Origin of the sequence: Cellulomonas endophytica (assembly GCF_004123805.1) — a bacterium.
GTDB lineage: Bacteria > Actinomycetota > Actinomycetes > Actinomycetales > Cellulomonadaceae > Cellulomonas > Cellulomonas endophytica.
This window is the reverse complement of the sequence record NZ_RWJX01000028.1, coordinates 24,516-49,210: the sequence shown is the minus strand read 5'-3', so window position 1 is coordinate 49,210 and position 24,695 is coordinate 24,516. Positions and strand designations below refer to the sequence as shown.

Annotated in this window: 22 protein-coding genes and 1 tRNA gene; 13 read left to right on the top strand and 10 right to left on the bottom strand. The window is 76.2% G+C overall.

The genetic code is table 11. The features are described from left to right. From EJA20_RS10245 to EJA20_RS10220, 6 genes are all read left to right on the top strand, one after another. On the top strand, nt 1-637 hold a 637-nt coding region (locus tag EJA20_RS10245), incomplete at its 5' end, for an FtsB family cell division protein (protein WP_240675332.1). Nucleotides 638-684: 47 nt separating this feature from the next. Continuing rightward, complete coding sequence (locus EJA20_RS10240) at nt 685-1,185, top strand: DUF501 domain-containing protein (RefSeq protein WP_129338055.1); 501 nt, start codon at nt 685-687, stop codon at nt 1,183-1,185. A gap of 83 nt (nt 1,186-1,268) precedes the next feature. After that, nucleotides 1,269-2,213 (top strand): Ppx/GppA phosphatase family protein, encoded by a 945-nt coding sequence (locus EJA20_RS10235; RefSeq protein ID WP_276319529.1) that lies wholly within the window; start codon nt 1,269-1,271, stop codon nt 2,211-2,213. Between the two features lie 82 nt (nt 2,214-2,295). Then, on the top strand, nt 2,296-3,798 hold the full coding sequence (locus EJA20_RS10230; protein ID WP_129338053.1) for an NAD(P)/FAD-dependent oxidoreductase: 1,503 nt from the start codon (nt 2,296-2,298) through the stop codon (nt 3,796-3,798). A gap of 106 nt (nt 3,799-3,904) precedes the next feature. After that, nucleotides 3,905-3,978 (top strand) — tRNA-Leu (locus EJA20_RS10225). A 121-nt stretch (nt 3,979-4,099) separates the two neighbouring features. Further along, nucleotides 4,100-4,513: a hypothetical protein gene (locus EJA20_RS10220; RefSeq protein WP_129338052.1), complete on the top strand. Its 414-nt coding sequence runs from the start codon at nt 4,100-4,102 to the stop codon at nt 4,511-4,513. On the opposite strand, the gene EJA20_RS10215 is transcribed toward EJA20_RS10220, so the two are convergent. The 3 genes from EJA20_RS10215 to EJA20_RS10205 all read right to left on the bottom strand — a co-directional run bounded on the left by EJA20_RS10215 (nt 4,426) and on the right by EJA20_RS10205 (nt 7,320). Beyond that, nucleotides 4,426-5,274, bottom strand: a complete 849-nt coding sequence (locus EJA20_RS10215) for a siderophore-interacting protein (protein ID WP_129338051.1) — start codon at nt 5,272-5,274, stop codon at nt 4,426-4,428. The two genes, EJA20_RS10220 and EJA20_RS10215, sit on opposite strands and share 88 nt — an antisense overlap. 145 nt (nt 5,275-5,419) lie before the next feature. Further along, entirely contained in the window at nt 5,420-6,304 is an 885-nt protein-coding gene (locus tag EJA20_RS10210; protein ID WP_129338050.1) for an ABC transporter permease, read from the bottom strand. Further along, nucleotides 6,301-7,320, bottom strand: a complete 1,020-nt coding sequence (locus EJA20_RS10205) for an ABC transporter ATP-binding protein (RefSeq protein WP_129338049.1) — start codon at nt 7,318-7,320, stop codon at nt 6,301-6,303. Before EJA20_RS10205 ends, EJA20_RS10210 begins: the two co-directional genes overlap by 4 nt. A 232-nt stretch (nt 7,321-7,552) precedes the next feature. Here EJA20_RS10205 and EJA20_RS10200 point away from each other — a divergent pair, with 232 nt between their 5' ends. The 3 genes from EJA20_RS10200 (at nt 7,553) to EJA20_RS10190 (ending at nt 9,147) form a co-directional block, all read left to right on the top strand. After that, nucleotides 7,553-8,371, top strand: coding sequence for a Bax inhibitor-1/YccA family protein (locus tag EJA20_RS10200; protein ID WP_129338048.1), 819 nt, complete (start codon nt 7,553-7,555; stop codon nt 8,369-8,371). Between the two features lie 173 nt (nt 8,372-8,544). Beyond that, on the top strand, nt 8,545-8,955 hold the full coding sequence (locus EJA20_RS10195; protein WP_129338047.1) for an FKBP-type peptidyl-prolyl cis-trans isomerase: 411 nt from the start codon (nt 8,545-8,547) through the stop codon (nt 8,953-8,955). Between the two features lie 3 nt (nt 8,956-8,958). Beyond that, nucleotides 8,959-9,147 carry a hypothetical protein gene (locus tag EJA20_RS10190; RefSeq protein WP_129338046.1) on the top strand — a complete coding sequence of 63 codons (189 nt, stop codon included), beginning with the start codon at nt 8,959-8,961 and terminating at the stop codon, nt 9,145-9,147. Between the two features lie 31 nt (nt 9,148-9,178). On the opposite strand, the gene EJA20_RS10185 is transcribed toward EJA20_RS10190, so the two are convergent. After that, nucleotides 9,179-10,297: an acyltransferase family protein gene (locus EJA20_RS10185; RefSeq protein WP_164983927.1), complete on the bottom strand. Its 1,119-nt coding sequence runs from the start codon at nt 10,295-10,297 to the stop codon at nt 9,179-9,181. A 92-nt stretch (nt 10,298-10,389) separates the two neighbouring features. After that, nucleotides 10,390-10,788 carry a helix-turn-helix domain-containing protein gene (locus EJA20_RS19105; RefSeq protein WP_205687446.1) on the bottom strand — a complete coding sequence of 133 codons (399 nt, stop codon included), beginning with the start codon at nt 10,786-10,788 and terminating at the stop codon, nt 10,390-10,392. A 152-nt stretch (nt 10,789-10,940) separates the two neighbouring features. Between EJA20_RS19105 and EJA20_RS10175 the strand changes: the two genes are divergently transcribed. The 4 genes from EJA20_RS10175 (at nt 10,941) to EJA20_RS10160 (ending at nt 15,308) form a co-directional block, all read left to right on the top strand. Then, nucleotides 10,941-11,984, top strand: a complete 1,044-nt coding sequence (locus EJA20_RS10175; protein ID WP_129338044.1) for an NAD-dependent epimerase/dehydratase family protein — start codon at nt 10,941-10,943, stop codon at nt 11,982-11,984. Nucleotides 11,985-12,152: 168 nt separating this feature from the next. Then, on the top strand, nt 12,153-12,869 hold the full coding sequence (locus tag EJA20_RS10170; RefSeq protein ID WP_164983926.1) for a glycosyltransferase: 717 nt from the start codon (nt 12,153-12,155) through the stop codon (nt 12,867-12,869). A gap of 88 nt (nt 12,870-12,957) precedes the next feature. After that, nucleotides 12,958-13,755, top strand: a complete 798-nt coding sequence (locus EJA20_RS10165) for an SDR family NAD(P)-dependent oxidoreductase (RefSeq protein ID WP_240675331.1) — start codon at nt 12,958-12,960, stop codon at nt 13,753-13,755. 113 nt (nt 13,756-13,868) lie between these two features. Beyond that, nucleotides 13,869-15,308, top strand: a complete 1,440-nt coding sequence (locus tag EJA20_RS10160) for an Ig-like domain-containing protein (RefSeq protein ID WP_129338041.1) — start codon at nt 13,869-13,871, stop codon at nt 15,306-15,308. A 68-nt stretch (nt 15,309-15,376) separates the two neighbouring features. Here the strand turns inward: EJA20_RS10160 and EJA20_RS10155 are convergent, their stop codons facing one another. From EJA20_RS10155 to EJA20_RS10135, 5 genes are all read right to left on the bottom strand, one after another. Further along, nucleotides 15,377-16,831, bottom strand: a complete 1,455-nt coding sequence (locus tag EJA20_RS10155) for a UDP-glucose dehydrogenase family protein (protein ID WP_129338040.1) — start codon at nt 16,829-16,831, stop codon at nt 15,377-15,379. Between the two features lie 54 nt (nt 16,832-16,885). Beyond that, complete coding sequence (locus tag EJA20_RS10150) at nt 16,886-18,115, bottom strand: right-handed parallel beta-helix repeat-containing protein (protein ID WP_240675330.1); 1,230 nt, start codon at nt 18,113-18,115, stop codon at nt 16,886-16,888. 32 nt (nt 18,116-18,147) lie between these two features. Continuing rightward, nucleotides 18,148-20,247 carry a right-handed parallel beta-helix repeat-containing protein gene (locus EJA20_RS10145; RefSeq protein ID WP_129338039.1) on the bottom strand — a complete coding sequence of 700 codons (2,100 nt, stop codon included), beginning with the start codon at nt 20,245-20,247 and terminating at the stop codon, nt 18,148-18,150. Next, nucleotides 20,244-21,638 carry a glycosyltransferase gene (locus tag EJA20_RS10140; RefSeq protein WP_205687445.1) on the bottom strand — a complete coding sequence of 465 codons (1,395 nt, stop codon included), beginning with the start codon at nt 21,636-21,638 and terminating at the stop codon, nt 20,244-20,246. Before EJA20_RS10140 ends, EJA20_RS10145 begins: the two co-directional genes overlap by 4 nt. 144 nt (nt 21,639-21,782) lie before the next feature. Beyond that, nucleotides 21,783-24,449, bottom strand: a complete 2,667-nt coding sequence (locus EJA20_RS10135) for a helix-turn-helix transcriptional regulator (protein ID WP_164983925.1) — start codon at nt 24,447-24,449, stop codon at nt 21,783-21,785. Between the last annotated feature and the right edge of the window lie 246 nt (nt 24,450-24,695).

Genomic DNA, 24,695 nt, shown 5'->3' with positions numbered 1-24,695 from the left:
TGGCGGCCGTGCCGGCTCGCGCGCCCCGCGGGGCCGGGGCGCCGCGCCGGGGGAGCCCGCGCCCCGCCGCAGCCGCGTCCCGGAGGCGGTGCCGCGGACGGGCGTGCCGCGCCTGTTCACGGTCCGGGTGCTCGTCCTCGCCGTCGTCGTCATCACCGCGTTCGTGCTCGTGCAGCCCACCCTCGGCGCCTACCTCGAGCAGGCCGCGGAGCTGCGCCGGCTCGAGGCGCAGGTGGGCGCCGCCCGGGCCGCCAACGAGGACCTGGGCGCGGAGCTCGACCGCTGGGACGACCCCGCCTTCGTCCGGGCGCAGGCCCGGGAGCGGCTGTCCTTCGTGCTCCCCGGCGAGACCGCCTACCGGGTCGTCGACCCGGGCACCGTGCCGGAGGCGGTCGCGCCCGCCGGCCCCGTCACCGGCACCGGGCTGGCGGAGGACGGCAGCACCCGGCCCTGGTACCAGACCATCTGGTCCTCCGTCGAGGAGGCAGGGGCCTCGCCGGTGACCCCTCCGGCCCCGTCGGCGACGGCACCGGAGGCGACCGACCCGGCCGTGCCGGGCGAGGACGCGGACGGCTCGGCCGACGACCCCGCCGACCCCGCCGACCCGGCGGACCCCGCGGCGACGCCCGCCCCCTGAGGGCACCGCGGCCGGGGCCACCTCCGCGGATCGGCGATGATGGGGACGTGCCCCCGCAGACCTCCGCCGTCGCCCCCGCCGACCTCGAGGTCCTGCGCGAGCAGCTCGGCCGGCCCCCGCGCGGCGTCGTCGGCGTCGCCGCCCGCTGCGTCTGCGGGCGCCCGACGGTGGTCCGGACGGCGCCCCGCCTCGACGACGGCACGCCCTTCCCCACGACGTACTACCTCACGTGCCCGCCCGCGGTGGCGGCCGTGAGCACCCTCGAGGCGTCGGGCGTCATGCGCACGATGACCCAGCGCCTCGCGGAGGACCCCGAGCTCGCGGCGGCGTACGCGCGGGCGCACGAGGCCTACCTGGCCGACCGCGAGGAGCTGGGGCACGTGCCGGAGATCGCCGGGATCTCGGCCGGCGGCATGCCCACGCGCGTGAAGTGCCTGCACGTCCTGGCCGGGCACGCGCTCGCGGCCGGCCCGGGCGTCAACCCGCTCGGCGACGAGGTGCTCGCCGCGGTCGCGCACGCATGGCGCCCGGACCGCTGCACCTGCTGACCGGGAGCGCCGGGCTCGTCCGACGAGCACCGGTGCCGGGCTCGGGTGCGGCCACCGGCCCCGCGGCTGGCACCATGGGCGCCGTGACGCGCGTGGCTGCCATCGACTGCGGGACCAACTCCATCCGGCTCCTCGTCGCCGACGTCGAGGGCGGGACCCTCACGGACGTCGACCGGCGCATGGAGGTGGTCCGCCTGGGCCAGGGCGTCGACCGGACGGGCCGCCTGGCACCCGAGGCGCTCGCACGCACCCTGGACGCCAGCCGCCGGTACGCCCGGCGCTGCGAGGAGCTCGGCGTGGAGCGGGTGCGGTTCGTCGCGACGTCCGCCACCCGGGACGCGGAGAACCGCGACGAGTTCGTCGACGGCGTGCGCGAGGCCCTCGGGGTCGTGCCCGAGGTCGTGGCCGGGGCGGAGGAGGCGGCGCTGTCCTTCCGCGGCGCGGTCGGCGACCTCGGCGCGCACCCGGGGCCGTACCTCGTCGTCGACCTCGGGGGCGGCTCCACGGAGCTCGTGCTCGGCACGGACGCCCCCGACGCCGCCTGGTCGATGGACGTGGGCTGCGTCCGGATGACGGAGCGCCACCTCCGCTCGGACCCCCCGGCCCCCGACGAGGTCGCCGCCGCGCGGCGGGACGTCGCCGCGGCGCTCGACGAGGCGGCCGGGCACGTCGACCTGTCGCGGGCGCGGACCCTCGTCGGCCTGGCGGGCACGGTGACCACGGTGACCGCGCACGCCCTGGGGCTGGACCGCTACGACCCCGCCCGCATCCACGGCTCGACCCTGCCGGTCGACCGCGTGCTCGCGGCCTGCGAGGACCTCCTGCGCCGGCCGCGGGACGAGCGGGCCGCCCTGCCCTTCATGCACCCGGGCCGCGTCGACGTCATCGGCGCCGGCGCGCTCGTGTGGGAGGCGGTCGTGCAGCGCGTCGCCGGGGACGTGGCCGCCGCCGGCGGGGCGCTCGGGGACGTCGTCACCTCGGAGCACGACATCCTCGACGGGATCGCGCTCGGGCTCGTCGCCGCCTGAGCCCCGGGGCGTGCCGCGCATCACGCCCGGGGGGCCCGGACCGCGTGCGGCACCGTGCGGCCACCGCCGGTACGGTGGTCCCATGCCCGAGTCCGCCAGCTCCACCAAGCCCCGCAAGGTGCCCCGCGTCCTCGTCCTCGGGGGCGGCACCGTGGGCCTGTACACCGCCAACCGCCTGCGCAAGCAGCTCGGCAAGCGCGAGGCGGCGATCGTCGTCGTCGACCCGCGCCCGTACATGACGTACTACCCCTTCCTCCCCGAGGTGGCGGCCGGGTCGATCGACCCGCGGTGGGCCGTCGCGCCCCACCGCCGGGCCCTGAAGAACGTCGACGTGCTCCAGGGCAAGGTCTCGGAGATCAAGCACGCGGAGCGCACCGTGCAGATCACGCCCGAGGAGGGCGAGCCCTACTGGGTGACGTACGACCACCTCGTCGTCGGCCTCGGGTCCGTCGCGCGCACGCTGCCCATCCCGGGCCTGGCGGAGCAGGCGATCGGCTTCAAGAACGTCGAGGAGGCCATCGCGCTGCGCAACCACGTGCTCAACCGCATCGACGTCGCGGCGAGCACCTGGGACCCCGAGCTGCGGCGCAAGATGCTCACCTTCGTCTTCGTCGGTGGCGGGTTCGCCGGCATCGAGGCGCTCGCCGAGGTCGAGGACATGGCCCGCGACACGGTGAAGTACTACCGGGCGATCGAGGAGGAGGAGCTCCGCTTCGTCCTCGTCGAGGGCTCCACGCGCATCCTCCCCGAGGTCAGCGAGGAGCTCGGCGGCTACACGCTCGAGCAGCTGCGCAAGCGCAACATCGAGATCCACCTCTCGACCTTCCTCAACTCCTGCGTCGACGGCCACGTCGTGCTGTCGAACAAGACGGAGTTCGACGCGGAGACGGTCGTCTGGACCGCCGGCGTGAAGGCCAACCCCGTGCTGCAGCACTCGGACCTGCCGCTCGACAAGCTGGGCCGCGTGATCTGCAACGCCAAGCTCCAGGTGGTGCAGGAGGACGGCACCGTCGTCGCCGACGCGTACGCCGCGGGCGACTGCGCGGCGGTCCCCGACCTCACGCAGCCGGGCAAGACCTGCCCCCCGAACGCCCAGCACGCGCTGCGCGAGGCCAAGCACCTGGGGGACAACCTCGCCCTCGTGCTGCGCTCGGCCGAGCCGACGGAGTACAGCCACAAGAACATCGGCGCCGTGGCGTCGCTCGGCGTCTACAAGGGCGTCGCGCAGATGTTCGGCAAGGTGAAGGTCCGCGGGTTCCTCGCCTGGGTGCTGCACCGCAGCTACCACGTCAGCGCCATGCCGACGCTCAACCGTAAGGTCCGCATCGCGGCCGGCTGGACGGGCGCGCTCGTCTTCCGCCGCGAGGTCGTCGCCCTCGGCGCGATCCACGACCCGCGCGCGGAGTTCCGCGCCGCGTCGCAGCCGTCGAAGCCGCGCGTCCAGGAGCCGCCCGTCCGCGACCCGGAGATCGCCGCGGCGGTCAAGGACGCGAAGACGACCGGCACAGAGCCGTCGATCCCCGCGATCAAGGAGGAGCAGGGCTCCCCGGCGGCGCAGGAGAAGCAGAACGCGCCGCGTCCCTGACGCCTCGCCCGGCCTGGCCGGGAGCACGCCCCGGCCGGGCGTCGCGGGTCCTGCGACCCGCGGCGCCCGGTCCTGCGTCCGAGCCCGGCGGCGGGCGCGGGTCGCCGCCCCCGTAGCCCAACAGGCAGAGGCAGCCGGCTTAAACCCGGCCCAGTCCGGGTTCGAACCCCGGCGGGGGCACCCCGGACGGCCCGTGCCCAGGCGGGTGCGTGTCACCCGTGCGAGTGGCTCCCGTGCCCCTCGTGCGCACGTCTCACGGCGCCGACACACCCTCGACACACCCGGTCGTTAGGGTCCTCCCATGTCCTGGACCGCTCGTGCCCTGGTGGCCGCCGTGCTCACCGCGCTGGCCGGCCTGCTCGTCCTCGGCCACGGGCCGTACGCGGGCCGTCACGTGCTGGCGGTGACCGTGTCGCACGGCGTGAACAGCGGCGACCTCGTGGTCCTCGCGCTGTGGGCCGTCGGCGTGCTGGCGCTCCTGCCGTGGCGGCGCCGTGCCACCCCCGGCCGGTCGCAGGGCCGCGCGCCGGGCACGGAGGTGCCCGCAGGCCCGCTCGCGGGGACGGGTGCCCCGTCCAACGGGCACGCCGGCGCCGCGCCGCGCGCCGGGGGCGGTCTCGACGAGGGTCAGGCGGCGTCCTCGGCCTCGACGGCCTCGACCCAGCCGCGCTTCGCCGCGCGCCAGCCCTCGTCGTCGAGCCCGAGCCGCCAGTAGCCCGAGGCGGACAGCGCCTCGCGGGCGACCCCGCGGTCCTGGCGCAGGTGGCGCCGCAGCTCGCGCACCGCCTCGGCCTCGCCGTGCAGGAAGGCCCCGAGCGGCGCCGGCAGCGCGGGCAGGGCGCGGACGGCCTCGACGAGCGCCCGCCCGGGCCGCCCCGTCCCGGTCCCGAGCCAGGTGACGTGGACGCCGGCGGGGGCGACGAGGGGGAGCCGGTCCTCGGGCCCGGGCACCTCGAGCACCGCGTGGCCCACGGCGTCGGCCGGCAGGCGCTCGAGGGCGACCGCCACGGCCGGCAGGGCGCTGGCGTCCCCGACGAGCAGGTGCGCGGCGTGGGCGGGGTCGGGCGACCACGCCCCGCCGGGCCCGACCACGAGCGCCTCCTCCCCGCCGGCGGCCCGGGCCGCCCACGGACCGGCGAGCCCCTCGTCGCCGTGGACGACGACGTCGAGGGTGAGCTCGGCGGCGGCCGCGTCGAAGGCCCGGACGGTGTAGGCCCGCAGCCGCACCGCGTCGGGTCCCAGGGCCTCCCGCACGGCGGCGAGGTCGACCCGGCCGTCCTCGGTCCGCGGCCGCGCGCCGGGCGGGCAGAACGCCAGCTTGACGTAGGAGTCGGCGTGCGGCGAGGGCTCGAAGCGCGCCAGGTCGCCGCCGCCGAGCACGAGGCGCACGAGGTGCGGCGTGAGCCGCTCCTTGCGGACCACCCGGGCCGCGAGCGCGGCGGGGCGACGAGGGGCGCGCACGGGGGCCTGGGTCATGGAAGGGGAGCCTAACCTCCCCCTCGGGGGCGTCCGCGCCGTCGGGGTCCCCGTCCCGAGGCCCCTCCCCGCGCCCGCACGGGGACGCCGACGGCCCGGCCGGTTCGCCCGGCCGGGCCGTCGGAGGTGGTGCGGGGGACCCGCGTCAGGCGTCGCGGCGCCGGACGAGCACGGCCGCGATCGCGAGCAGGACGGCGGCCCACGCCACGAGGATCGCGTAGGAGCCCCACAGCCCCGGGTCCACCGCGTACATCTGCTCGTTGGCGAACATGCCCTGCCACTCCTCGGGGAGGGTGACGCGGGAGCCTGCGCTGGCGGGCAGGAAGGGGCGCACCCAGCGCAGGGGCTCCCACGGGACCGCCGCGACGACGTTCTCCACCACGAGCAGCAGCCCGAAGACCGTCGCCAGCGCGCCGGCGGAGTGCCGCACGAGCGCCCCGACCGCGAAGGCGAAGAGCGCCAGGGTGGCCAGGTACAGCGCCGACCCGCCCAGGAGCCGGAGGTTGTCGCCCTCCGACAGGTCGAGGGCGAGCCCACGGCCGTCGAGGATGAGCCAGGACACGGCGACGCCGATCGCCACCGCGAGCGCGGCGGTGAGGAGCATGACGGCGAAGACGACGATCGCCTTGGCCCACAGGGCCGGCAGCCGGCGGGGCACCGCCGCGAAGGTCGACCGGATCATGCCCGTGGAGTACTCGCCGGTGATGACGAGGACGCCGAGCACGACCGCCGCGAGGGACGCGGGCTGCACCGCGATGGAGTACACGGCCTCGGCGGACAGCGGGGCGCCGCCCGCCGCCGCCTCGGCGGCCTCCTCGGGCGCCAGGGAGCGGACGAGGGCGCTCATCCCGGCGACCATGCCGACGAAGGCGACCACCGTGAGGCCGAGGGTCCACCACGTCGAGCGCAGGGACCACAGCTTGATCCGCTCCGCGCGCAGGACGCGGGCGAAGGTCACCCGGGTGGCGGGGGAGGAGGGGCCGGGACGGCCGCGGTCGACCGCGGCGGGGGAGAGGGTGGCGGTGCTCATCGGGTGCCTCCGTCGTGGGTCGCGTGCCGGCCGCCGGCGGCGACGAGGGCGGGGTCGGGGGTGCCGGCGGGACGGGCGTCGTCCGTGAGGGTGCCGGGCGCCGCGTCGGGCGTGCCGTGCGTGACGTACTCGACGGCCTCCTGGGTCAGGGACATGTACGCCTCCTCCAGCGAGCCGGACCGGGGCGAGAGCTCGTGGAGCACCACGCCCGCGGACGCGGCGGCCTCCCCGACCTCGGCGGCGGTGACGCCCGTGAGGTCGACGAGGCCCGGCTCCACCACCGTGGCGCCCGCGCCGTGCGGGGCGAGCAGCTCGACGAGGGTCGAGACCTGGGGCGAGCGGACGCGCACGGTCTGCGAGGTCGCCGCGGCGACGACCTGCGAGACGGGGGCGTCCGCGAGGATCCGGCCGCGGCCGATGACGAGCAGGTGGTCGGCGGTCTGCGCCATCTCGCTCATGAGGTGCGAGGACAGGAAGACCGTCCGCCCCTCGGCGGCGAGGTAGCGCACGAGGTTGCGCACCCACAGGACGCCCTCCGGGTCGAGCCCGTTCACCGGCTCGTCGAGGATGAGGGTGCGCGGGTCGCCGAGCAGGGCCGCGGCGATGCCGAGCCGCTGGCCCATGCCGAGCGAGAACCCGCCCACGCGCTTGCCGGCGACGGTCTGCAGGCCGGTCATGTCGATGACCTCGTCGACCCGCTTGCGGCCGATGCCGTGCGTCGCGGCCATGGCCCGCAGGTGCTGGCGCGCGCTGCGGCCGGTGTGGACGGCCTTGGCGTCCAGCAGGGCGCCGACCTCCGTGAGCGGCGAGCGCAGGGCGGCGTAGGGGCGGCCGTCGAGCGTGACCGTGCCGGCGCTGGGCCGGTCCAGGCCCACGATCATGCGCATCGTCGTGGACTTGCCGGCCCCGTTCGGGCCGAGGAACCCCGTCACCTGGCCGGGGCGCACGGTGAAGGAGATGTCGTCGACGGCGGTCTTCGCGCCGTACCTCTTCGTCAGACCCTGGGCTTCGATCATGGGCACGACGCTAGGGGGCCGCGGGGTGGCGGCGGACCCGTCGCGAGGCGGATCCTTCGGCGCCCGCGGGGTCCCACCGCAGGGGGATCGCCCTGACCCCGCGCGGGTGCGTCCCTGAGGGTGGACCGGGGTCGCCCCGGAGGGGAACGGAACGCACCACCGCTACGTTGAGCACCACGTCGGGCCGTGACGGCCCGTCGAGACGACCGAGTCAGGAGCACCTGGAGCCCCGATGGCCAATCCCGTGTTCAGCAACTCCCCCGTGTTCCGCGACCCCGCCAAGCAGCGGCCCGGCCGCGACGCGTCGGTGATGTCCGCCGGCACGTACGGCGCCCCGGCGGCGGACGCGGCGACCCTCGAGACGATGTACGGCGCCCCCGCGGCGACGACGCGCGACACCGGCCGCATGACGTACGACGACGTCATCATGAAGACGGGCGGGCTCCTGGCCGTGCTCGTGGTGGCGGCCACCGCGTCGTGGATGCTCGTCGACACGATGCCGTTCCTGTGGATCGGCGGCGCGCTCGTCGGCCTCGTCCTGGGCCTGGTCAACGCATTCAAGCGCGAGCCGAGCCCCGTGCTCATCAGCCTGTACGCCGTCGCCCAGGGCTTCTTCCTCGGCGGCATCAGCGCGTTCTACGACGCGCGCTGGGACGGCATCGTCCTGCAGGCCGTCCTCGCGACGGTGTCGGTGTTCGCGGCCTCGCTGTTCCTCTTCTCCTCCGGCAAGGTCCGGGTCACGCCGAAGTTCACGCGGATCCTCATGGTGGGCCTGGTCGGCTACCTCGTGTTCTCGCTGGTGAACCTGGTGCTCTCCGTGACCGGGGTCGTCGAGCTGCGCGCCGGGCCCCTCGGCTTCGTCGTCGGGCTCGTGGCCGTCGTGCTCGGCGCGATGAGCCTCATCATGGACTTCGACTCCATCCAGCGCGGCGTGCGCCAGGGCGTCCCCGCCCGCTACGCCTGGGCCGGCGCCTTCGGCCTGCTCGTGACGCTCATCTGGCTCTACCTCGAGCTGCTGCGCCTCATCGCCATCCTGCGCGGCGACGACTGACCTCGTCGCACGCACGGCCCGTGACCCCCGGGAGCACCGCTCCCGGGGGTCGTGCCGTCCCCGGGGCGGGCGTCGAGGCGCGGCCCGACGAGGTGCGGGTCCCCGGTGCGGTGCGTGTCGGCGGGGCAGGGCAGGATGAGCGACGACCCACCCACCACCACGGAGGCCCCACCATGACGTCTGCCGCCCTGCCCGAGGTCTCGGGCTCCTTCGGCGAGAAGCCGACCCTCACGTTCCCCGCCGGTGCGGCGCCGGCCGACCTCCAGGTGGTCGTCCTGTCCCGCGGGGACGGCGAGCTCGTGGAGGCGGGCGACGAGATCGAGGTGCACTACCTCGGCCAGAGCTGGAACGGCTCCGTCTTCGACAACTCCTACGACCGCGGCTCCTCCATCAGCTTCCCCATCGGCGTCGGCTCCGTCATCGCCGGCTGGGACGAGGGCCTCGTGGGCCAGCAGGTCGGCAGCCGCGTGCTGCTGTCCATCCCGTCCCACCTCGGCTACGGCGACCGGGGCGTCCCCCAGGCGGGCATCAAGGGCGGCGACACGCTCGTCTTCGTCGTCGACGTCGTCGGCACCTCGAGCTGAGGCGTGCTCGCCGCCCTCCTGCTCCTCGCCGGCACGGCCGCGTCCGTCGTCGCCGCGGTGCTCCTCGTCCGGCTCGGACGCGGCGCGGGCCCCGTCGAGGCGGCCCCGCTGCGGCCGCCCCTGTGGGTCACCGCAGGTCTGGGCGTGGCGGGGCTGTGCCTGCTCCTGGCGGGAGCGCTGCTCGTCTGGTGACGAGGGTAGGGGCGCGCGTGAGGACCGGGGGTCAGGACGCGGTGGCGCCGGCGAGGGGCCGTGGCGCGGGGACGACTCCCGCGCCACGGCCCGCGGTGGCCGAGGTCGCCGGCCGGCGGCCGGAGAGCGGCGCGGGGAGCGCGAACAGCCAGCCCGCGCCGGCACGGCGCAGCGCACGCCCGACGGCGAGCGAGCCCGTCACGCACCCGACGACGAGCGCCACCGTCAGCCCGGCGGCCGCCGGCAGGGGAGGCGGCCCCCCGGCGGGCGCCGGGACCACGGCGACGACCACGTGCAGCGCCGCAGCCAGCAGGAGGCCGTGCACGAGGTAGACGTCGAGCGTGCGGGTGCCGAGCCGCCGGGGGACCGCGGCGAGCCGCCCGTCCCCGACCGCGGCCGCCGCGAGCACGGCGGCCGCGACGGCCACGAGCCCGACCCCCAGCCGGACCCCGGGGACCCGGGCGAGCTCGGACCCGTGGACCGCAGCGGTGGCCACGGCGAAGGCCGCGCCCAGCGCGAGCGCGCCCGCGGCCGCGGCGGGACGCGTCAGGCGGGCGACGGCACGCCGCAGGGCCCCCGAGCCGTGGGCGCCGAGCAGGAAGAAGACGAGGTAGGCCCCCATGCTGCGCCAGGCGTAGCTGTCGACGGGGACGAGCCCGCTGCCCACGACCGCGGACAGCACCGCGGCGCCCCCGAGGCGGACCGGCACCGGCACGGGCCGGAGCAGGCGGCCCGCCAGGGAGAACACGGCGAGCGCGTGCACGAACCACAGGCTCGAGGAGGGCTGCCACAGGGCGTGGACCAGCACGGCGGGGGACGGCCAGGCGGCGAGGTCGAGGCCGTGCGCCAGCAGCGAGAAGAACGGCAGGCGCAGCGCGCACCACAGCACGTAGACCCAGGCGAACAGGGCCACGCGCCGCCGGAGCAGCGGGCCCCAGGGCCCGGCGAGCGCCCTCCCGGCGAACAGCCCGGACGCCAGGAAGAACAGCGGCATGCGCAGGGTGCCGAGGGCCGTGCTCGCCTCGAGCAGGACGCGGGGGGCGTACCCGGTGGCGGTGAGCGCCAGCAGCGTGTGGTGCAGCACCACGAGCACGACCGACGCCCCCTTGGCCACGTCCACCCAGGCGACGCGGTCGGGGGAGAGGCGCACGGCGGCATCGTGCCAGGCAGGGGCTGCCGTCCGTGCGCTCATGAGCGGCCCATCGTCCGGTGGGCGGCGGCGCTGACCCGTGGGCCGGTGGGTCACCCGGACGCCGGGGGGTCCTCACGTCGGTCGTCGAGGTGGGCGAGCACGTCGCGGCGCCGCAGCCGGCGGTGGCCGCCAGGACCGGTCCGGTCGTAGGGGAGCCGGCCGTCGTCGAGGAGGCGGACGAGCGTGCGGCGGCTGACCCCGAGCATGGCGGCCGCCTGGCCGGTCCGCAGCCACCCGCCGTCGTCGTCGACGGGCGGCGCCCCGGAGGCGAGCCGGTCCGCGGCGCGCAGGAGGACGTCGACGAGGGCGGGCGGCACCGCGACGTGGGTCCCGCGCGCGTCGACGAGGCCGATCCCGTCGGGCGCGCGGCGCAGCAGGTCCGCGCACGCGATGGCGGCGGCCGAGGGGTCGGGCGGCAGCGGCGGGGCGGGCCGGCGGGGCGGGGTCACGGCACCTCCGGAGGTCTCGGGTCCTGGTCGGCCACGGGCGCGGGGCGAGCCAACCCTAGACCTACCCGAGAGTTAGGGCGGCCTGCGCCGGCGACGCGGCGGAGCGGCGGTGCCGAGGTGCGGGTCGCGGCGCGGTCCACCAGGCTGGCGCCATGAGAGTCGTCGTGGTCGGGGCCAGCGGGAACGTGGGGACGGCCCTGCTGCGCCGCTTCCGCCGGGACGCGTCGGTGACGTCGGTCGTCGGCGTGGTCCGCCGTCCGCCGCGGACCACGCCGCCCGCGCCCTACGACGTGGCGGAGTGGGTCGGCGTGGACCTCGCCGACCCCGGGCCCGACGAGCGCACGGTCGAGCGTCTCGCGGCCGTCTTCCGCGGCGCCGACGCCGTCGTCCACGCCGCCTGGGCGATCCAGCCCAGCCACGACCGCGGCTACCTGCGCCGCGTGAACGTCGGCGGCACCCGGCGGGTCGTCGAGGCGGTCGCCCGTGCCCGGGTGCGGCACCTCGTCGTCCTCTCCTCGGTGGGTGCGTACAGCCCCGGCCCGGACCTCACGCCCCGCACCGAGGACTGGCCGACGCGCGGCATCCGCTCCTCGTCGTACAGCGTCGACAAGGCCGCGGTCGAGGCGCTGCTCGACGAGTCCGAGGAGCGGCTGCCGGGAACGGTCGTCGCCCGGGTCCGACCGGCGCTGGTGTTCCAGCGGCGTGCGGGCCACGAGCAGGCGCGCTACTTCCTCGGGCCCTTCGTGCCGGTGGGCCTCCTCGACGGCGGGCTGCCGTTCCTGCCGTGGCCGAGCGGCCTGCGGCTCCAGGCGGTCCACGCGGACGACCTGGCCGAGGCCCTGCGGGAGGTCGTCGTCCGGCAGGCCCGGGGCGCCTTCAACGTGGCCGGCCCCGGCGTGGTGACGGCGCCGGAGGTCGCCACGATCATGACCCGCAGCGGCGAGGTCCGTGACGTCCCGGCGACGACCGCCCGGCTCGCCCTGTCCGCGGCGTGGCACGCGCGCCTCGCGCCGGCCGGGCCGGGCTGGCTCGACATGGCGCTCGAGGTCCCGCTCATGGACACCGGACGGGCGACGCGCGAGCTCGACCTGCGGCCGGTGCACTCGGGCCTCGACGCCCTCCGCGAGGTGGTGGCGGGCATGGCACGTGGCGCAGGTCACGCGAGCCCGCCGCTGCGGGGCCGCGCGCTCCGCTGACCAGCGACGGGGTCCCATACCACCGGTGTCCGCAGGGTGAACGCCTCGTGAGCGTTCTTCACCCGGCACCGTCTCGACTTTCACCCGCTGCCGATCCTTGTTCTACTGAGGGCAGCCCGCTCGACGGTGAGCGGCACCGCACGTCGCCGACCGAGGGAGAGGGTGTTCGTGGAGCTCACCGTCGTCGTCCCGTCACGGGACGAGGAGCAGAACGTCGCCGAGCTGGTGCGTCGTCTCAACGACGCCCTCCGTGGCTGGGACGCGGAGATCCTGTACGTCGACGACTCGACGGACGGGACCATGGCCGCGGTCGCCGCCGAGGCGACGTTCTCGACGCTGCCCCTGCGCATGCACCACCGCTTCGAGCCCGGTGGCCAGGCCAGCGCCGTGGCCGAGGGACTCATGTTCGCCCGGGGCGAGGTCGTCGCCGTCCTGGACGCCGACCTCAGCCACCCGCCGGAGATGATCCCGGTCCTCGTCGACACCCTGCGCGCCCGCAGCCTCGACCTCGTGGTCGGCAGCCGGGACACCGGCACAGCCGAGACCCCGCACGCCGACCGCCTCAGCCAGGACGCCGTCACGGCGCTGTCCCGCCTGCTGCTGCCCGGCACGGCGGTCACGGGCTGCTCCGACCCGGCGTCGGGCCTGTTCGCCGTCCACCGCTCGAGCGTGCACCTCGACCGGCTGACCGCCCGCGGCCGCCGGCTCCTGCTGGAGATCCTCGCCACGCACGACCTCGTCGTCGACGAGGTCCCCTGGACGCCCGAGGCACCCGTGGCCCCGGCCCGGGAGCGCGTGCAGCCGCTGCGCCAGCTCGTGGGCCTGGCCCTGCGCGGCGGGCCGCGCGGCACCGCCATCGAGCCCTCGGCGCTCGCGCTCGCCTGAGCCCTCTGAGAGGCATCTCTCACCCGCACGACGGCCGTCCCGGCCCCCGGGGCGGCCGTCGGCGCGTCCGGGCTGGGATGCTGAGGTGGTGCACCCCGTCGACGTCCCCCGGACCGCCCTCGTCACCGGAGCCGGCCGCGGCATCGGCCGGGGCATCGCCCTGGGCCTGGCCGCCGCGGGCTACGACCTCGCCCTCGTCGGGCGGACCCGGGCGCGCCTGGACGCCGTCGCCGACGAGGTGCGCGCCCTCGGCCGGCACGTCGTCGTCGCCGCGGCGGACCTCGTCGACGGCGCCGCGGTGGCGGGCGCCGTCGCCAGCAGCGAGGCCGGCCTGGCCGTGCAGGGGGGCATCGGGCTCCTCGTCAACAACGCCGGCGTCATCGAGGCCGCCGAACGACCCTTCGCCGAGGACGACGTCGAGGACATGTGGCGCGTCGTCGAGGCGAACGTGCGCGGCCCGATGCTCGTCACCCACGCCGTGCTGCCCGCGATGCTCGCACGCGGCGGCGGCCGTGTCCTCGACGTGAACTCCGGCTCGGGCCACCGGCGCCAGGCGCATTACACGGGCTACGGCAGCAGCAAGGGCGCGCTTTCGCGCCTGACGTCGCTGCTGGATCATCAGTACCGCGACCGCGGCATCCGCACCCAGGATCTGGCGCCCGGGGTGGTCCGCACCGACATGACCGCCCGGATGCCGCTGCACGACGACCGCAAGGACTGGACGTCGGTGGAGGAGGTCGCCGAGCTCGTCCGGGCGTTCGGGGACGGCGAGCTCGACGAGCTGTCCGGCCGCTTCGTCCGCGCCGGCGTCGACACCCCGGCGTCGCTGCGCGCGTGCGCCACCCGCGTCGTCGCCGAGGACCTGCGGGTGCTCCGCCTGCCGTGAGCCGCCGGACCGGGGTCGGTGGCCCGCGCGTGCGGACGGGCGCGCACCACCCGGAGGCGTGGCGGGTCCGCCGGGATCTCAAGCAGCGGGTGAGAGGTGCCGATACCTCCGCCATGACCTCGACCCTGCTCCGGCGGACGCTCGCGGCCGCCGCCGCGCTGCCCCTCGCCCTCGTCCTGGCGCCCGGTGCCGGCGCCGCCGCCCCCGGCCCCACGGTCGGCGGCGTCCCGCTCGCCGGGTCCGTCGTCGCACCGTCGGTCACCGTCGCGGCTCCGGTCGTCTCCGGCACCGCCAAGGTGAAGTTCCTCGTCGACGGCACGTACCTCGGTGCCGACACCACCGCGCCCTTCACCTGGCCCCTGACGCTCGCCGCGGGGGCGCACGAGCTCGAGGTGCGGCTCTACGACGCGCAGAAGGCGTCGCTGCTGCGCGCCGAGGTCCGCTTCACCGTGAGCACCTCCGCGCCGATGCCCACCGCCCCCGCCCCGACCCCGGCCCCCACGCCGACCCCGACCTCCGCCCCGACCCCCACGCCCACCCCGACCCCCACGCCCACCCCGACCCCCACGCCCACCCCTGCCCCCACGCCCACCCCTGCCCCCACGCCCACCCCTGCCCCGGGAGCAGGTGCGTCCGGCGTCGTCGGCGTCAGCACCGTCGCGCAGCTCGAGAGGGCGCTGGCCTCGGCCCGCCCGGGCACGGTCATCGACCTCGCGCCGGGTCGGTACGTCCGCTCCGGCGGCTCGCGCTGGACGGCGGCGGCCGACGGGACGGCGGCGCAGCCCATCACGCTGCGCGGCCCGCGCACGGCGGTCCTGGCCTCCAGCGGCGTGACCGGGGACTACGGGCTGCACGTGACCGGGGACCACTGGCGCGTGCTCGGCCTGTCCGTCCGCGACGCGACGAAGGGCATCGTCCTCGACGGCTCGGTGGGCACCGTCCTCGAGGGCGTCGACGTCGGCACCATCGGCGACGAGGGCGTGCACTTCCGCGCCTGCTCCGCGGACGGCGTGCTGCGCGGCTCCCTCGTCCACGACACCGGCCTGCGGGCGCCGCGCTACGGCGAGGGCGTCTACGTCGGCTCGGCGAACTCGAACTGGTCGAAGTACAGCTGCACGGACGGACGCGACAACTCCGAGCGGGTCCTCATCGAGGACAACGTCTTCACGAACATCCCGGCGGAGGGCGCGGACCTCAAGGAGGGCACCGAGTCGGGCACGCTGCGGCGCAACGTGTTCGTCAACGTCGGCCACTCGGGCGAGAACTCGGCCGACTCCGCCGTGGACGCCAAGGGCAACGGCTGGCTCATCGAGGGCAACGTCGTCCGCGCGGCGTCCGGTGCGTTCCTCGACGGCTTCCAGACCCACACCGTGTACAGCGGCTACGGCACGGGCAACGTCTTCCGCGGCAACGTCGTCGAGTGCCCGGTCCCCGGCTTCGGTATCGGCCTCTACCCGGCCTCGGGGAACGTCGTCGACGCGACGAACGCGGCCCCCGGTGCGGCGAAGGGGCTCGTGGGCTCCAACGGCAAGGCGATCAGCCCCACCGCCTGAGGCGCCGCCCGGGGCGGCGCAGGGCGTCCGGCCCGGGTCCCCAGCACGGGACCCGGGCCGGCGCCGTGTCAGGCGGGCGCGGGGGCGGCGCCGGCCTGACGGAGGGCGAACTCGAGGGAGTCGGCGTCGGCGGTGCCGAGGTCCACGGTCCGCGGCATGAGGGGACGTCCGAGCGCGCGGTAGTCCCACCCGGCGGCCCGGTAGGCGTCCGCGTCCAGGGCGTGGCGGCCGTCGACGACCTTCCGCTGCGCGACGAGCCAGCCCATCATCTCGGGGTCGGCGTGGCGGAACTGGTCCCACTCGGTGAGCAGGACGACGACGTCCGCCTCGTGCACGGCCGCCGGGAGCGAGTCCGCGTACTCGAGCTCGGGGTACGAGCGGCGCGCGTTGTCCATGGCCTGCGGGTCGTAGACCCGCACCCGCGCCCCCTCCTCGTGCAGCATGCGGGCCACGTCGAGGGCCGGGGCGTCGCGGATGTCGTCGGAGTTGGGCTTGAAGGCGGCGCCGAGCGCGGCGACGCGCACGCCCTGCAGGCTGCCGCCGGCGAGCTCGCGGACGAGGTCGACCGTGCGGTGGCGCCGGCGGACGTTGATGGCGTCGACCTCGTGCAGGAACGCGACCGCCTGGCCCACGCCCAGCTCCTCGGCCCGGGCGGCGAAGGCACGGATGTCCTTGGGCAGGCAGCCGCCGCCGAAGCCCAGGCCCGGCTTGAGGAAGCGCGCGCCGATCCGCTCGTCGTACGACAGCGCCTTGGCGAGCAGGTTGACATCGGCGCCGGTGACCTCGCAGACCTCCGCCATGGCGTTGATGTAGGAGATCTTCGTCGCCAGGAAGGAGTTCGCGGCGACCTTGACCAGCTCGGCCGTGGCGAGGTCGCACTCCACCACGGGCGTGCCCTTGTCGATGACCGGCGCGAACGCGGCACGCAGCTGGGCCGAGGCCCACGCCGTGGACGTCCCCAGCACCAGGCGGTCGGGGGACAGCGTGTCGGCGACGGCGTAGCCCTCCCGGAGGAACTCCGGGTTCCAGGCGAGCTCGACGGCGTCCCCGGCCGGCGCGACGGCCTGGAGCCGGGCGGTGAGCTGGGCCGCCGTGCCGGTCGGCACGGTCGACTTGCCCACGACGAGGGCCTTGCGCCGCAGGTGGCGGCCGAGCGCGTCGACGGCCGCGTGGACGTAGGTGAGGTCGGCGGCCTGCGAGCCCTTCGTCTGGGGCGTGCCGACGCAGACGAAGTGCACGTCGCCGAACGCGGCGGCCTGCGCGAAGTCCTGCGTGAACCGCAGACGGCCGGTCGCGAGGGTCTCCCGCAGCAGGTCCTCGAGGCCGGGCTCGTAGAAGGGCACGCGGCCCGCGGCGAGCGCCTCGATCTTCCGGGCGTCGACGTCGACGCCCAGCACCTCGAAGCCCAGGGCGGCCATGCACACGGCGTGGGTGGCGCCGAGGTAGCCGGTGCCGATGACGGTCATGCGCGGCCGCTCCGCGACGGGCTCGACCAGGCGGACGGTGCGGTGCTGGTGGTTCATCTCTCGCGTCTCCTCGGTGCCGGGGGGGGGTGGAGGTGCTGCGTCGGCCGGGGCCTAGGAGCACGGTGCGTTGGACAGGCCGGCCGAGCGGCCGCCGCCCTCGAGCCGGTTGTCGCACAGCACGACGTTCTCGTTGACGGGCCGGAGGGCGACGAGGTGCCCCTCGGCGGCGTCGAGCGTGCCGCGGTTGCCGGTGAACAGGTTGCGCGTGCCCCAGCCCTCGGCGACGTCGTGGGTCTGGAACCCGTCGAGGGGGCTGGTCCGTCCGACGTTGTCGCGGACGACCCAGTCGTTCCCCTTGACGTCGACCCAGGAGTCGGCGTCGGTCAGGCCGGAGCCGTCGAGCTGGTTCGCCTGCACCAGGCCGTCGGACGTGCCCTCCTTCACGTCGATGGCCTCGCTCGTCGTCGCGTAGACGGCGTTGCGCGCGACCTCGTTGCGGTCGCTGCGGTCGGGTTCGCCGGCGGTGATGCGCTCCCAGTTGCTCGTCGCCGTGCCGATGTAGACGCCCTCGCCGAACTTCCCGCGCCGGTGGCCCGTGTCGCTGATGACGTTGTCCACGACGCGGTTGTCGGTGCTGTGCTTGCGGAGGTGGATCGCCTCGTCGCCGGTCCCGTACACCGTGAGGCCGCTGATCGTCGTCCCGACGGTGCCGTCGGCCATGAGGCCCTTCTGGCCGTTGCGGACGGTGAACCCCTGGAGCACCCAGTGCTGCGCGCCGTCGAGGTGCAGGACGTAGCCCGCGCGCCACCCGTCGCCGTCGAGGACGGCGTCGGCCGGCCCGCACAGCGCGGCCGGGCGGTCGGCGGTGCCGGAGGCGCGGACGACGAACTCGCCGTCGTACGTCCCAGGCTCCAGGAGGATGGAGGTGCCCGGGCCGGCGTCGTCGAGCGCGGCCTGCAGCTCCTCGGCGTCGCGCACCCGCACCGTGGGCCGCGGGCACAGGCCCGACTCCGGCGTGGGCCGCGTCATCCACGACGGGAACGTCGTCGGGGCCTCCATCCGTCGCACCTCGTCCTCCTTGTCCCGGTCCTCGTCCTGGTCCTGCTCCTCGTCGTCCCCGTCGCCCTGGTCCTCGTCGTCCCCCGACCCGCCGTCGGACCCGCCGTCCGAGCCGCCGTCGGCGGACGCGGAGGGGTCGGCCGGGCGGACGGAGCCGTCGGACCCGACGAGCGGTGCCCCGGACGGGGTCTCCCGCTCGACGGGGTCGCCCGCGACTGCGGACGCCGTGGCGCTCGGCCCGGGGGCCGCCGCGGCGGAGCACCCCGTCAGGAGGGCTGCCACCACCGCTGCCGCGGCCAGACCGCGTCGCCGCCTCACCCCGCGCTCCCGTCGGCGTGCCGGCCCCCGCCCGGGGCCCCGGCCGCGCCGGCGGGTGCGGTCCCGTCACCGGGCGCCGACGACGCGCCCACGAGCGCCGGCTCCACCCGGACGAGCGGCGGCATCTGGACGAGCTCGGCCAGCCGCCGCTGCGCCTCGTAGGGGTGGGTGCGCGTGCGGCGCCGCCGGTGCCGGGTGCCGGCCAGGGCGGTCGCAACGAGGAGCAGGCCCAGCAGGATCCACATGACCGTGAGGGGCTGCAACGTGTTCCGGACGATGGTCCAGAAGGGCTTCGTGCTCGTCCAGGCCGACAGGTCGTTCTCGCCGACGGTCACGTCCTCGGCGCGCTTGACGTCGATCGCGCTCGGGCCGCGGCCCTGGGCCGTGTTCTGCTCGATGACCGTCCCCGCGCTGGCGCCCACCACCGTGAAGGCGTGGGAGGTGGCCGCCGTGATGGTGTTGCGCTCGACGACCGCCGTGGAGTCCCGGACGTAGACGGCCGTGGGGCTGCCGGCGATGACGTTGCCGGAGATGCCGACGTCGGACGCGCCGTCCCGCAGCGCGATCGCGTGCCGGACGTTCTCCTCGAGGTGGTTCCCGACGAGGGTGACGTCGGACGCCTCGTCGCGCACGACGATCCCCATGTCGTTGCCGGCGAGGTCGTTGGCGTTCACCGAGATGTTGTCGCCGCCGATGATCTCGATGCCGAACCGGGCGTTGTCGTCGAACCGGCTGTTGCTGATCGAGTTGTTCCCGTAGTCGCCGACCGCCATGCCGGTGGCGCTCGGGCCGTCGGCCAGGGCGCTGCCCCGCAGGACGATCCCGCTCGCGCCGTTCCGCCGGCTCGTCACCTCGCTGACGACGATGCCGGTGGTGGCGCGGGCGAGGACGATGCCGTTGCCGGCGTTGTCGGACGACACCGTGTCGGCGACGGCCGCGTTGACGACGTACCGGTGCATCACCAGGCCGTCGACGATGCTGTTGCGGATCTCCGAGCCCGAGATGTCCACGCCGTTCGCGCTCGAGACGAAGAGCCCGAAGGCGTTGCCGTCGAAGGTCGCGCCCTGCACCTTCGCCGACACGTAGCTGTACTCCGGGTCCTCGTCGTCCGTGTAGGGCACGGGCAGGGTGCCCACCGGCAGGAGGCCCTCCACCGCGGTGCCGTCCGTCGCGGCGGCCAGGTCCGTGGCGGCGGCGTCCTGCTCGGCGGCGGCGGCCTCCGCGGCGGCCTCGGGGTCCACGGGGGCCGCGGGGTCGACCGGCGGCTGGTTCGCGTCGGGCACGACGCCGAAAGGTACGTCCAGGCCCGAGGCCCGGTTGTTCTCGGCGACGGCGTCGCCGAGGTCGCGGCCGTACTCCTCCAGCGCGCCCTCGCTCGGACGGTCCACGCCCGTGAGCGCCACGCCCCCCGTGCGCCCGCTCCAGAACCCGAGGTCCTCGAAGTGCACGCCCTCGAGCGTGACCTTGCCCCCCACGGACCGGACGTAGGCGCGTCCGTCCTCCGTGCGGGTGTCGGCCCGGCCCGCGTCGCGGTCCCAGCTCGCGATGGTGACGGGGGAGGCCTCGGTGCCGACGACCTCGAGCTCGCCGCCGAGGTTGACGATGGAGACGAACCGGTCGGTGTCGCTCGCCATCCGGATGGTGAGGGGACCGGTGTCCGAGAGGGCGAGCCGGGCCCCGGGCTGCACGACGATGTTCTCGCTGAGCACGTAGGTGCCGTCGGGCTCCCGGACGAAGGTCTGCGGCGCCAGCCGCAGGAGGTCGGCGATGGCGTAGGGCTCGCTGCGGCGGGTGAGCACGAGGGTGTAGGCGTTGCCCGTGCTCAGGCGGTACGCGCCGAAGACGGGCAGCTTGCCCCACTGGATCATGCGGCCCACGGTCTGCACGTCCGCCAGCCGGTCCTCCTCGTCGGCGACGAGCGCCGGCTCGGTCTGCGCGTTGCCGGGGTACTCCAGCCCAGCGGTGGCCTCGTCCGAAGGCTCCTCGGCGGACGTGGCGGACGCGGCCGGGGGGGCGACGAGCAGGCCCGTGCCGAGCACGGCGGCGGCGAGCAGCGTGCCCGCGGCGCGCCGCCCGGTCGTGCGCGCGCGGCTCATGCCAGCACCTCCGTCCGGCCGGTCGCGTCGCCGTCGAGGGAGAGGGCCGGGGCCGGCGTGGCAAGGGCCGTCGTGGCGCCGGCGCCGGCGGCCGCGGCGCCGGCGCCGACCAGCACGTCCGTCACGGACGTGCGCTCCCGGCGCCCGAGCGAGGACGACGTCTGCCCGTCGCCGCCGGTCTGGTCCGCGTGCCGGGTCAGCCAGCCCTGCTTGTTCATGGTGACGAAGGCGTAGAGCTTGATGGGCAGCGCGACGAGGATCACGACGAGCGTGAGCAGCGGCAGGATCAGCAGGTCCTTCGGGTGCCGGCGCAGGTGCGACCAGCCGCGGACACCGCGTCCCAGGAGCAGCCAGGCGGCGGCGAGGACGACGCTGACGCCGGTGCCGTCGATGCGGGCGAAGAGCAGGTAGCCCAAGGTGATGCCCATCGTGACGGGGGTGAGGAGGATCTGGAGGACGGTGACCTTCGTGACGAAGGGCGTGCGCCAGAGCCAGCCCTTGGCGGCGGCGGTGAGGTAGCAGCGGTAGGAGTTGCGGCTCCAGCGGACCCGCTGCTTGACGAAGGCGCGGAAGGTGGCGGGGAACATGGACAGCGCGCGGGCGCTGGACTGGTGCACGGTGCGGTAGCCGGAGGCCAGGACGAGCCAGGTGAGGCGCCCGTCGTCGCCGGCGATGCAGCGGCGGCCGAGGAAGAACTCGTTCTCGAGGTTCTCCAGCACGGGGACGACGGCGGCGCGGCGGTAGGCGGCGGTGCGTCCGGACAGGCACGCGACGGCGCCGGCGGCGCCCATGGCGGGCACGTAGTTGTAGTAGCGCAGGTTGACCAGCCAGTCGGCGATGCGGCGCCAGACGCTCGTCTCGCGGGCGAAGACGTTCTGCTGCGTGCCGACCCCGCCGACCTCGGGGTCGGCGAAGGGCATCTGGACGGCGTCCAGGAGGCCGGGCAGCCACTGGGTGTCGGAGTCGACGAGCACGAGGACCTCGCTCGTCGCCTGCCGGATCCCGACGCCCAGGGCCGAGCGCTTGCCGGCGTGCTGGAACATGACCGGGCGGACGCGGGGGTCCCCGAGGGCGATGATGCGCGCCTCGGCCTCGGTGTCGGCGAGGTCGAGGACGATGATGACCTCGGTGGGGTCCTGGGCGAGCCAGGTCGCCAGGCACTCCATGAGGATGTCGGGGTCCTCGTGGAAGGACGGGACCACCACGGACGTCGTCGTGCGGAAGTCGTTGAGAACGGGCTGGGCCCGTGCCGACAGGACGACGCGGTAGACCCACAGGCCCCACACGACGAGGCCGGCGAAGGCCAGGGGGAACGCCTTCCACAGGTCTTCGGGGGTGATCTCGCCGACCATGTACCACTGGTCGGGCAGGAGCTGGCTCGTCAGCAGCATCAGCGGTCCTCGGCTCGGGAGGGAGACGGGGGCGCGGGCGCCCCTGTCGTCCGGACGGCCCGACGGTAGGAGGGGCCGCGCACGGGCCGGCACCGGGGCGACTACGTGTCTTGTCCGTTTCGTCCCGTTCCGACTACCCAGGTATCACCCGATCGAGCGAAGAGGAGCGGTGGTCGACGGTCCGCTCGCGCTCGGCAGCGCCTCCGCGAGCCCCCTGCGCGTGGTGACGGCGAGCTTGGTGAAGACGTTCGAGACGTGTCCCTCGACGGTCCGGACCGACAGCTGCAGGAGCCGCGCCACCTCGGCGTTCGGCATGCCGCGCGCGACGAGCCGGGCGATCTCGTCCTCCCGCGCCGTGAGCCGGCCGTGGCGCGACGCCCCGGGGGGTGCCGGCGTCGACCGGGGCGCCCGCGACCGGAGGGCGCGCGCCTGCCGTGCGAGGTCCGCGTCGACCGGGGCCCGCCCCTGGGCACGGGCGAGGCGGGCGGCGCCGAGCGCGAGCACGTGCTGGCCCTGGTCCTCCGCCTCCACCGCCACCCGGACGAGGGCGTCCACGTCCCCGTCGCGCACCGCGGTGGCGAGCCCGAGCGCCCAGGCGGCGAGCGGGCCGCGGACCTGGCGGGCGGCGCTGAGCAGCGGCGCGGCCGCCGCCTCGTGCCCCACGACGAGGGCGGCCAGCAGGAAGCGCGTGGCGGTGAGGTGGCGCCCGGCGGCGAGGTCGGCCGTGCCCTCCTCGAGGAGCCCCTCGGCGGCGGACTCCTCGCCCGCGGCGGCGCGCGCCCAGAGCTCGAGCAGCCGGCACGACCGACGGACCAGCCACGGCGCCCGCACGAGCACCGGGTCGTCGGACAGGTCGGGCACCATGACGTCGTCGCCCTCGAGGGCGACGACGACGGCGAGGGCGGCGCGGGCGATCCGCGACGGGAGGGCCTCCGACGCCCGCCGCGCGGCCGCGACGGGCCGCAGCAGGTCCCGCGCGTCCGCGAGGCTCCCGCGCACCAGGAGCGTGAGGCCCCGCACGAGGTCGAGCCGGTACACCGCGGGCGGCGGCCGGACGTCGCCCAGGTCCGGCGCGGCGCCGTCCTGGTCCCGCCCGGTGCCCGCCAGCTCGGCCGCCACGACCGCCTCGCCGGTGAGGAACCGCAGGAGCAGCTCGACGAGGTGCTGGTCGGGCCCCGCCGTCGGGCCCGTCCGGCCCCGCGACGGCGCCGCGGCCGCCGCTCCCGCGGTCAGCGCGCGGGCGACGTCCGCCCGGTCGAGGAGCAGGTGGCGCCACCGGTCCCCGGCGGCCCGGGGGACGGGGGCCGGGACGGGGCGCGACGTCTCCGAGCCGAGGATGGTGGCCGCCGCCAGCACCCGGCCGTCGTGGAGCTCGCGGCACCCGCGCAGCCCCTCGGCCGTCACCGCGAGACGGTCGCGCCCAGCGTGCGGCAGGCGCGTCCACAGGGCCTCGGACCAGGAGGGCCGGCCCGGGACCGGGACGACGTCGGCACCCTTCTCCAGCGCCCACGTCACCGCCTCCAGCACGGCGTCGTCGTGCAGGTCGAGCGCGGCGAGCCCGTCCTCGGGCAGGTAATCCACCGGCCCGCCACCCGCGAGCGCCCTTGTCACCGACGAGAGCACCGCGTGGACGGCGGTCCGTCCGGCCACGGGGACCGAGGCGAGCGCCGCGCGGGCCCCGCCGACGTCCTCGCGTCCGGCCGCCGCGACCGCCACGTCCGCCGCGACCTCCGCGGGCACGGCCACCCGGCATGCCGCCGCCCAGCGGACCCAGCGCCCCGCGCCCGCGCGGTCCGTCGTCGTCGGCCCGTCGGGGAAGCACGCGGCCAGGAGCCGGTCGCGCCGGGTGGGGCCCGCCTGCGCGCGCAGCGCGGCGGCGACGACCGCGTCCATCGGCACGGCGAGCGTCTCCTGGCGCTCGACGAGCCGGGCGAGGCCACCGGCGACGAGCCGGTCGACGGCGTCCTGGTCGACCGCGCGGCGCAGGGGACGGACCGGCAGCCCGCCCGAGAGCGCGAGGGCGTCGAGGAGCGCCACCTCGACCTCGGAGAGGGCGGCGTGGGCGGTCGGCACGGCGGCCCCCAGGGCGGCGAGCGGCGGCGCCCCCCACGTGAGGGCGTCGAGGACCGGCTCCAGGCGCGCGACCGGGTCGCCGTGCCGTGCGGCGCCGCCGGACCCGCCGTCGCGGCACCCCCCCGCGTCGAGCACCGCGGCGGCCGACCGCGCGTGCCCCAGGGTCAGCGCGTGGAGCACGTCCAGCGACCGGTGGGGCAGCGGCACCCCCCAGCGTCCCTCGACGAGGCGGGCCAGCTGCGCGGGGGTGAAGGGCGGGAGCCGGACCGTGCCGAGGACCCCGTCCTGGACGGTGACGCGCAGGTCCGGCGGGAGGCGCTCGACGCCGTCCGTGACGAGCACGAGACGGCACCGTTCGTCGGCCGTCAGCGCGAGGAGGAGGAGCGCGCTGTCCGTGTCGACGTGCTGCGCGGCGTGCAGCACGAGCGTCACGGGCGTCCCGCTGCCCAGCGTCGCGAGGAGCCGCGAGGCGGCGGCGAGCGTGCGGGCGGGGTGCCCGAGCGCGTCGGGCTCCTCGCGCAGCAGCGGCAGCAGGGCCGCGTAGGGCACGTGGCGGACGGTGCTCGGCGCCCGCAGCGCCAGGGCCGGCGTGCTCGTGCGGTCGAGGAGCTGCTGCACGAAGGTCGACGTGCCGACCCCCGGGCCGCCGACGACGGCCAGGCCCCGCCGCCGTCCGTCGCCCAGGAGCCGCAGCGCCTCCTCGAGCTCCTCGCGTTCGACCAGCGGGTACTGCTGCACGGTGCGCACCCCTCCAAGGCGCCGACGCCACGGCGCGACCGGACCAATGGTGCCTTTCCGACATGGGTGACGGAGAGACTGCGACGTGATCTGCATCACGCACGCACTGCAGGTCGTGCGGTGCGGCGCCGGAGCGCCTCCCTCGCAGTGCGGCATCGAGCACAGGTGGCGCGTGGTCGAGGCCGACGCGTGCGGGCCGGTGCTCGTCACCCGTGCCGTGCTGCCGGCCCTGCTGGCGCCCCGAGG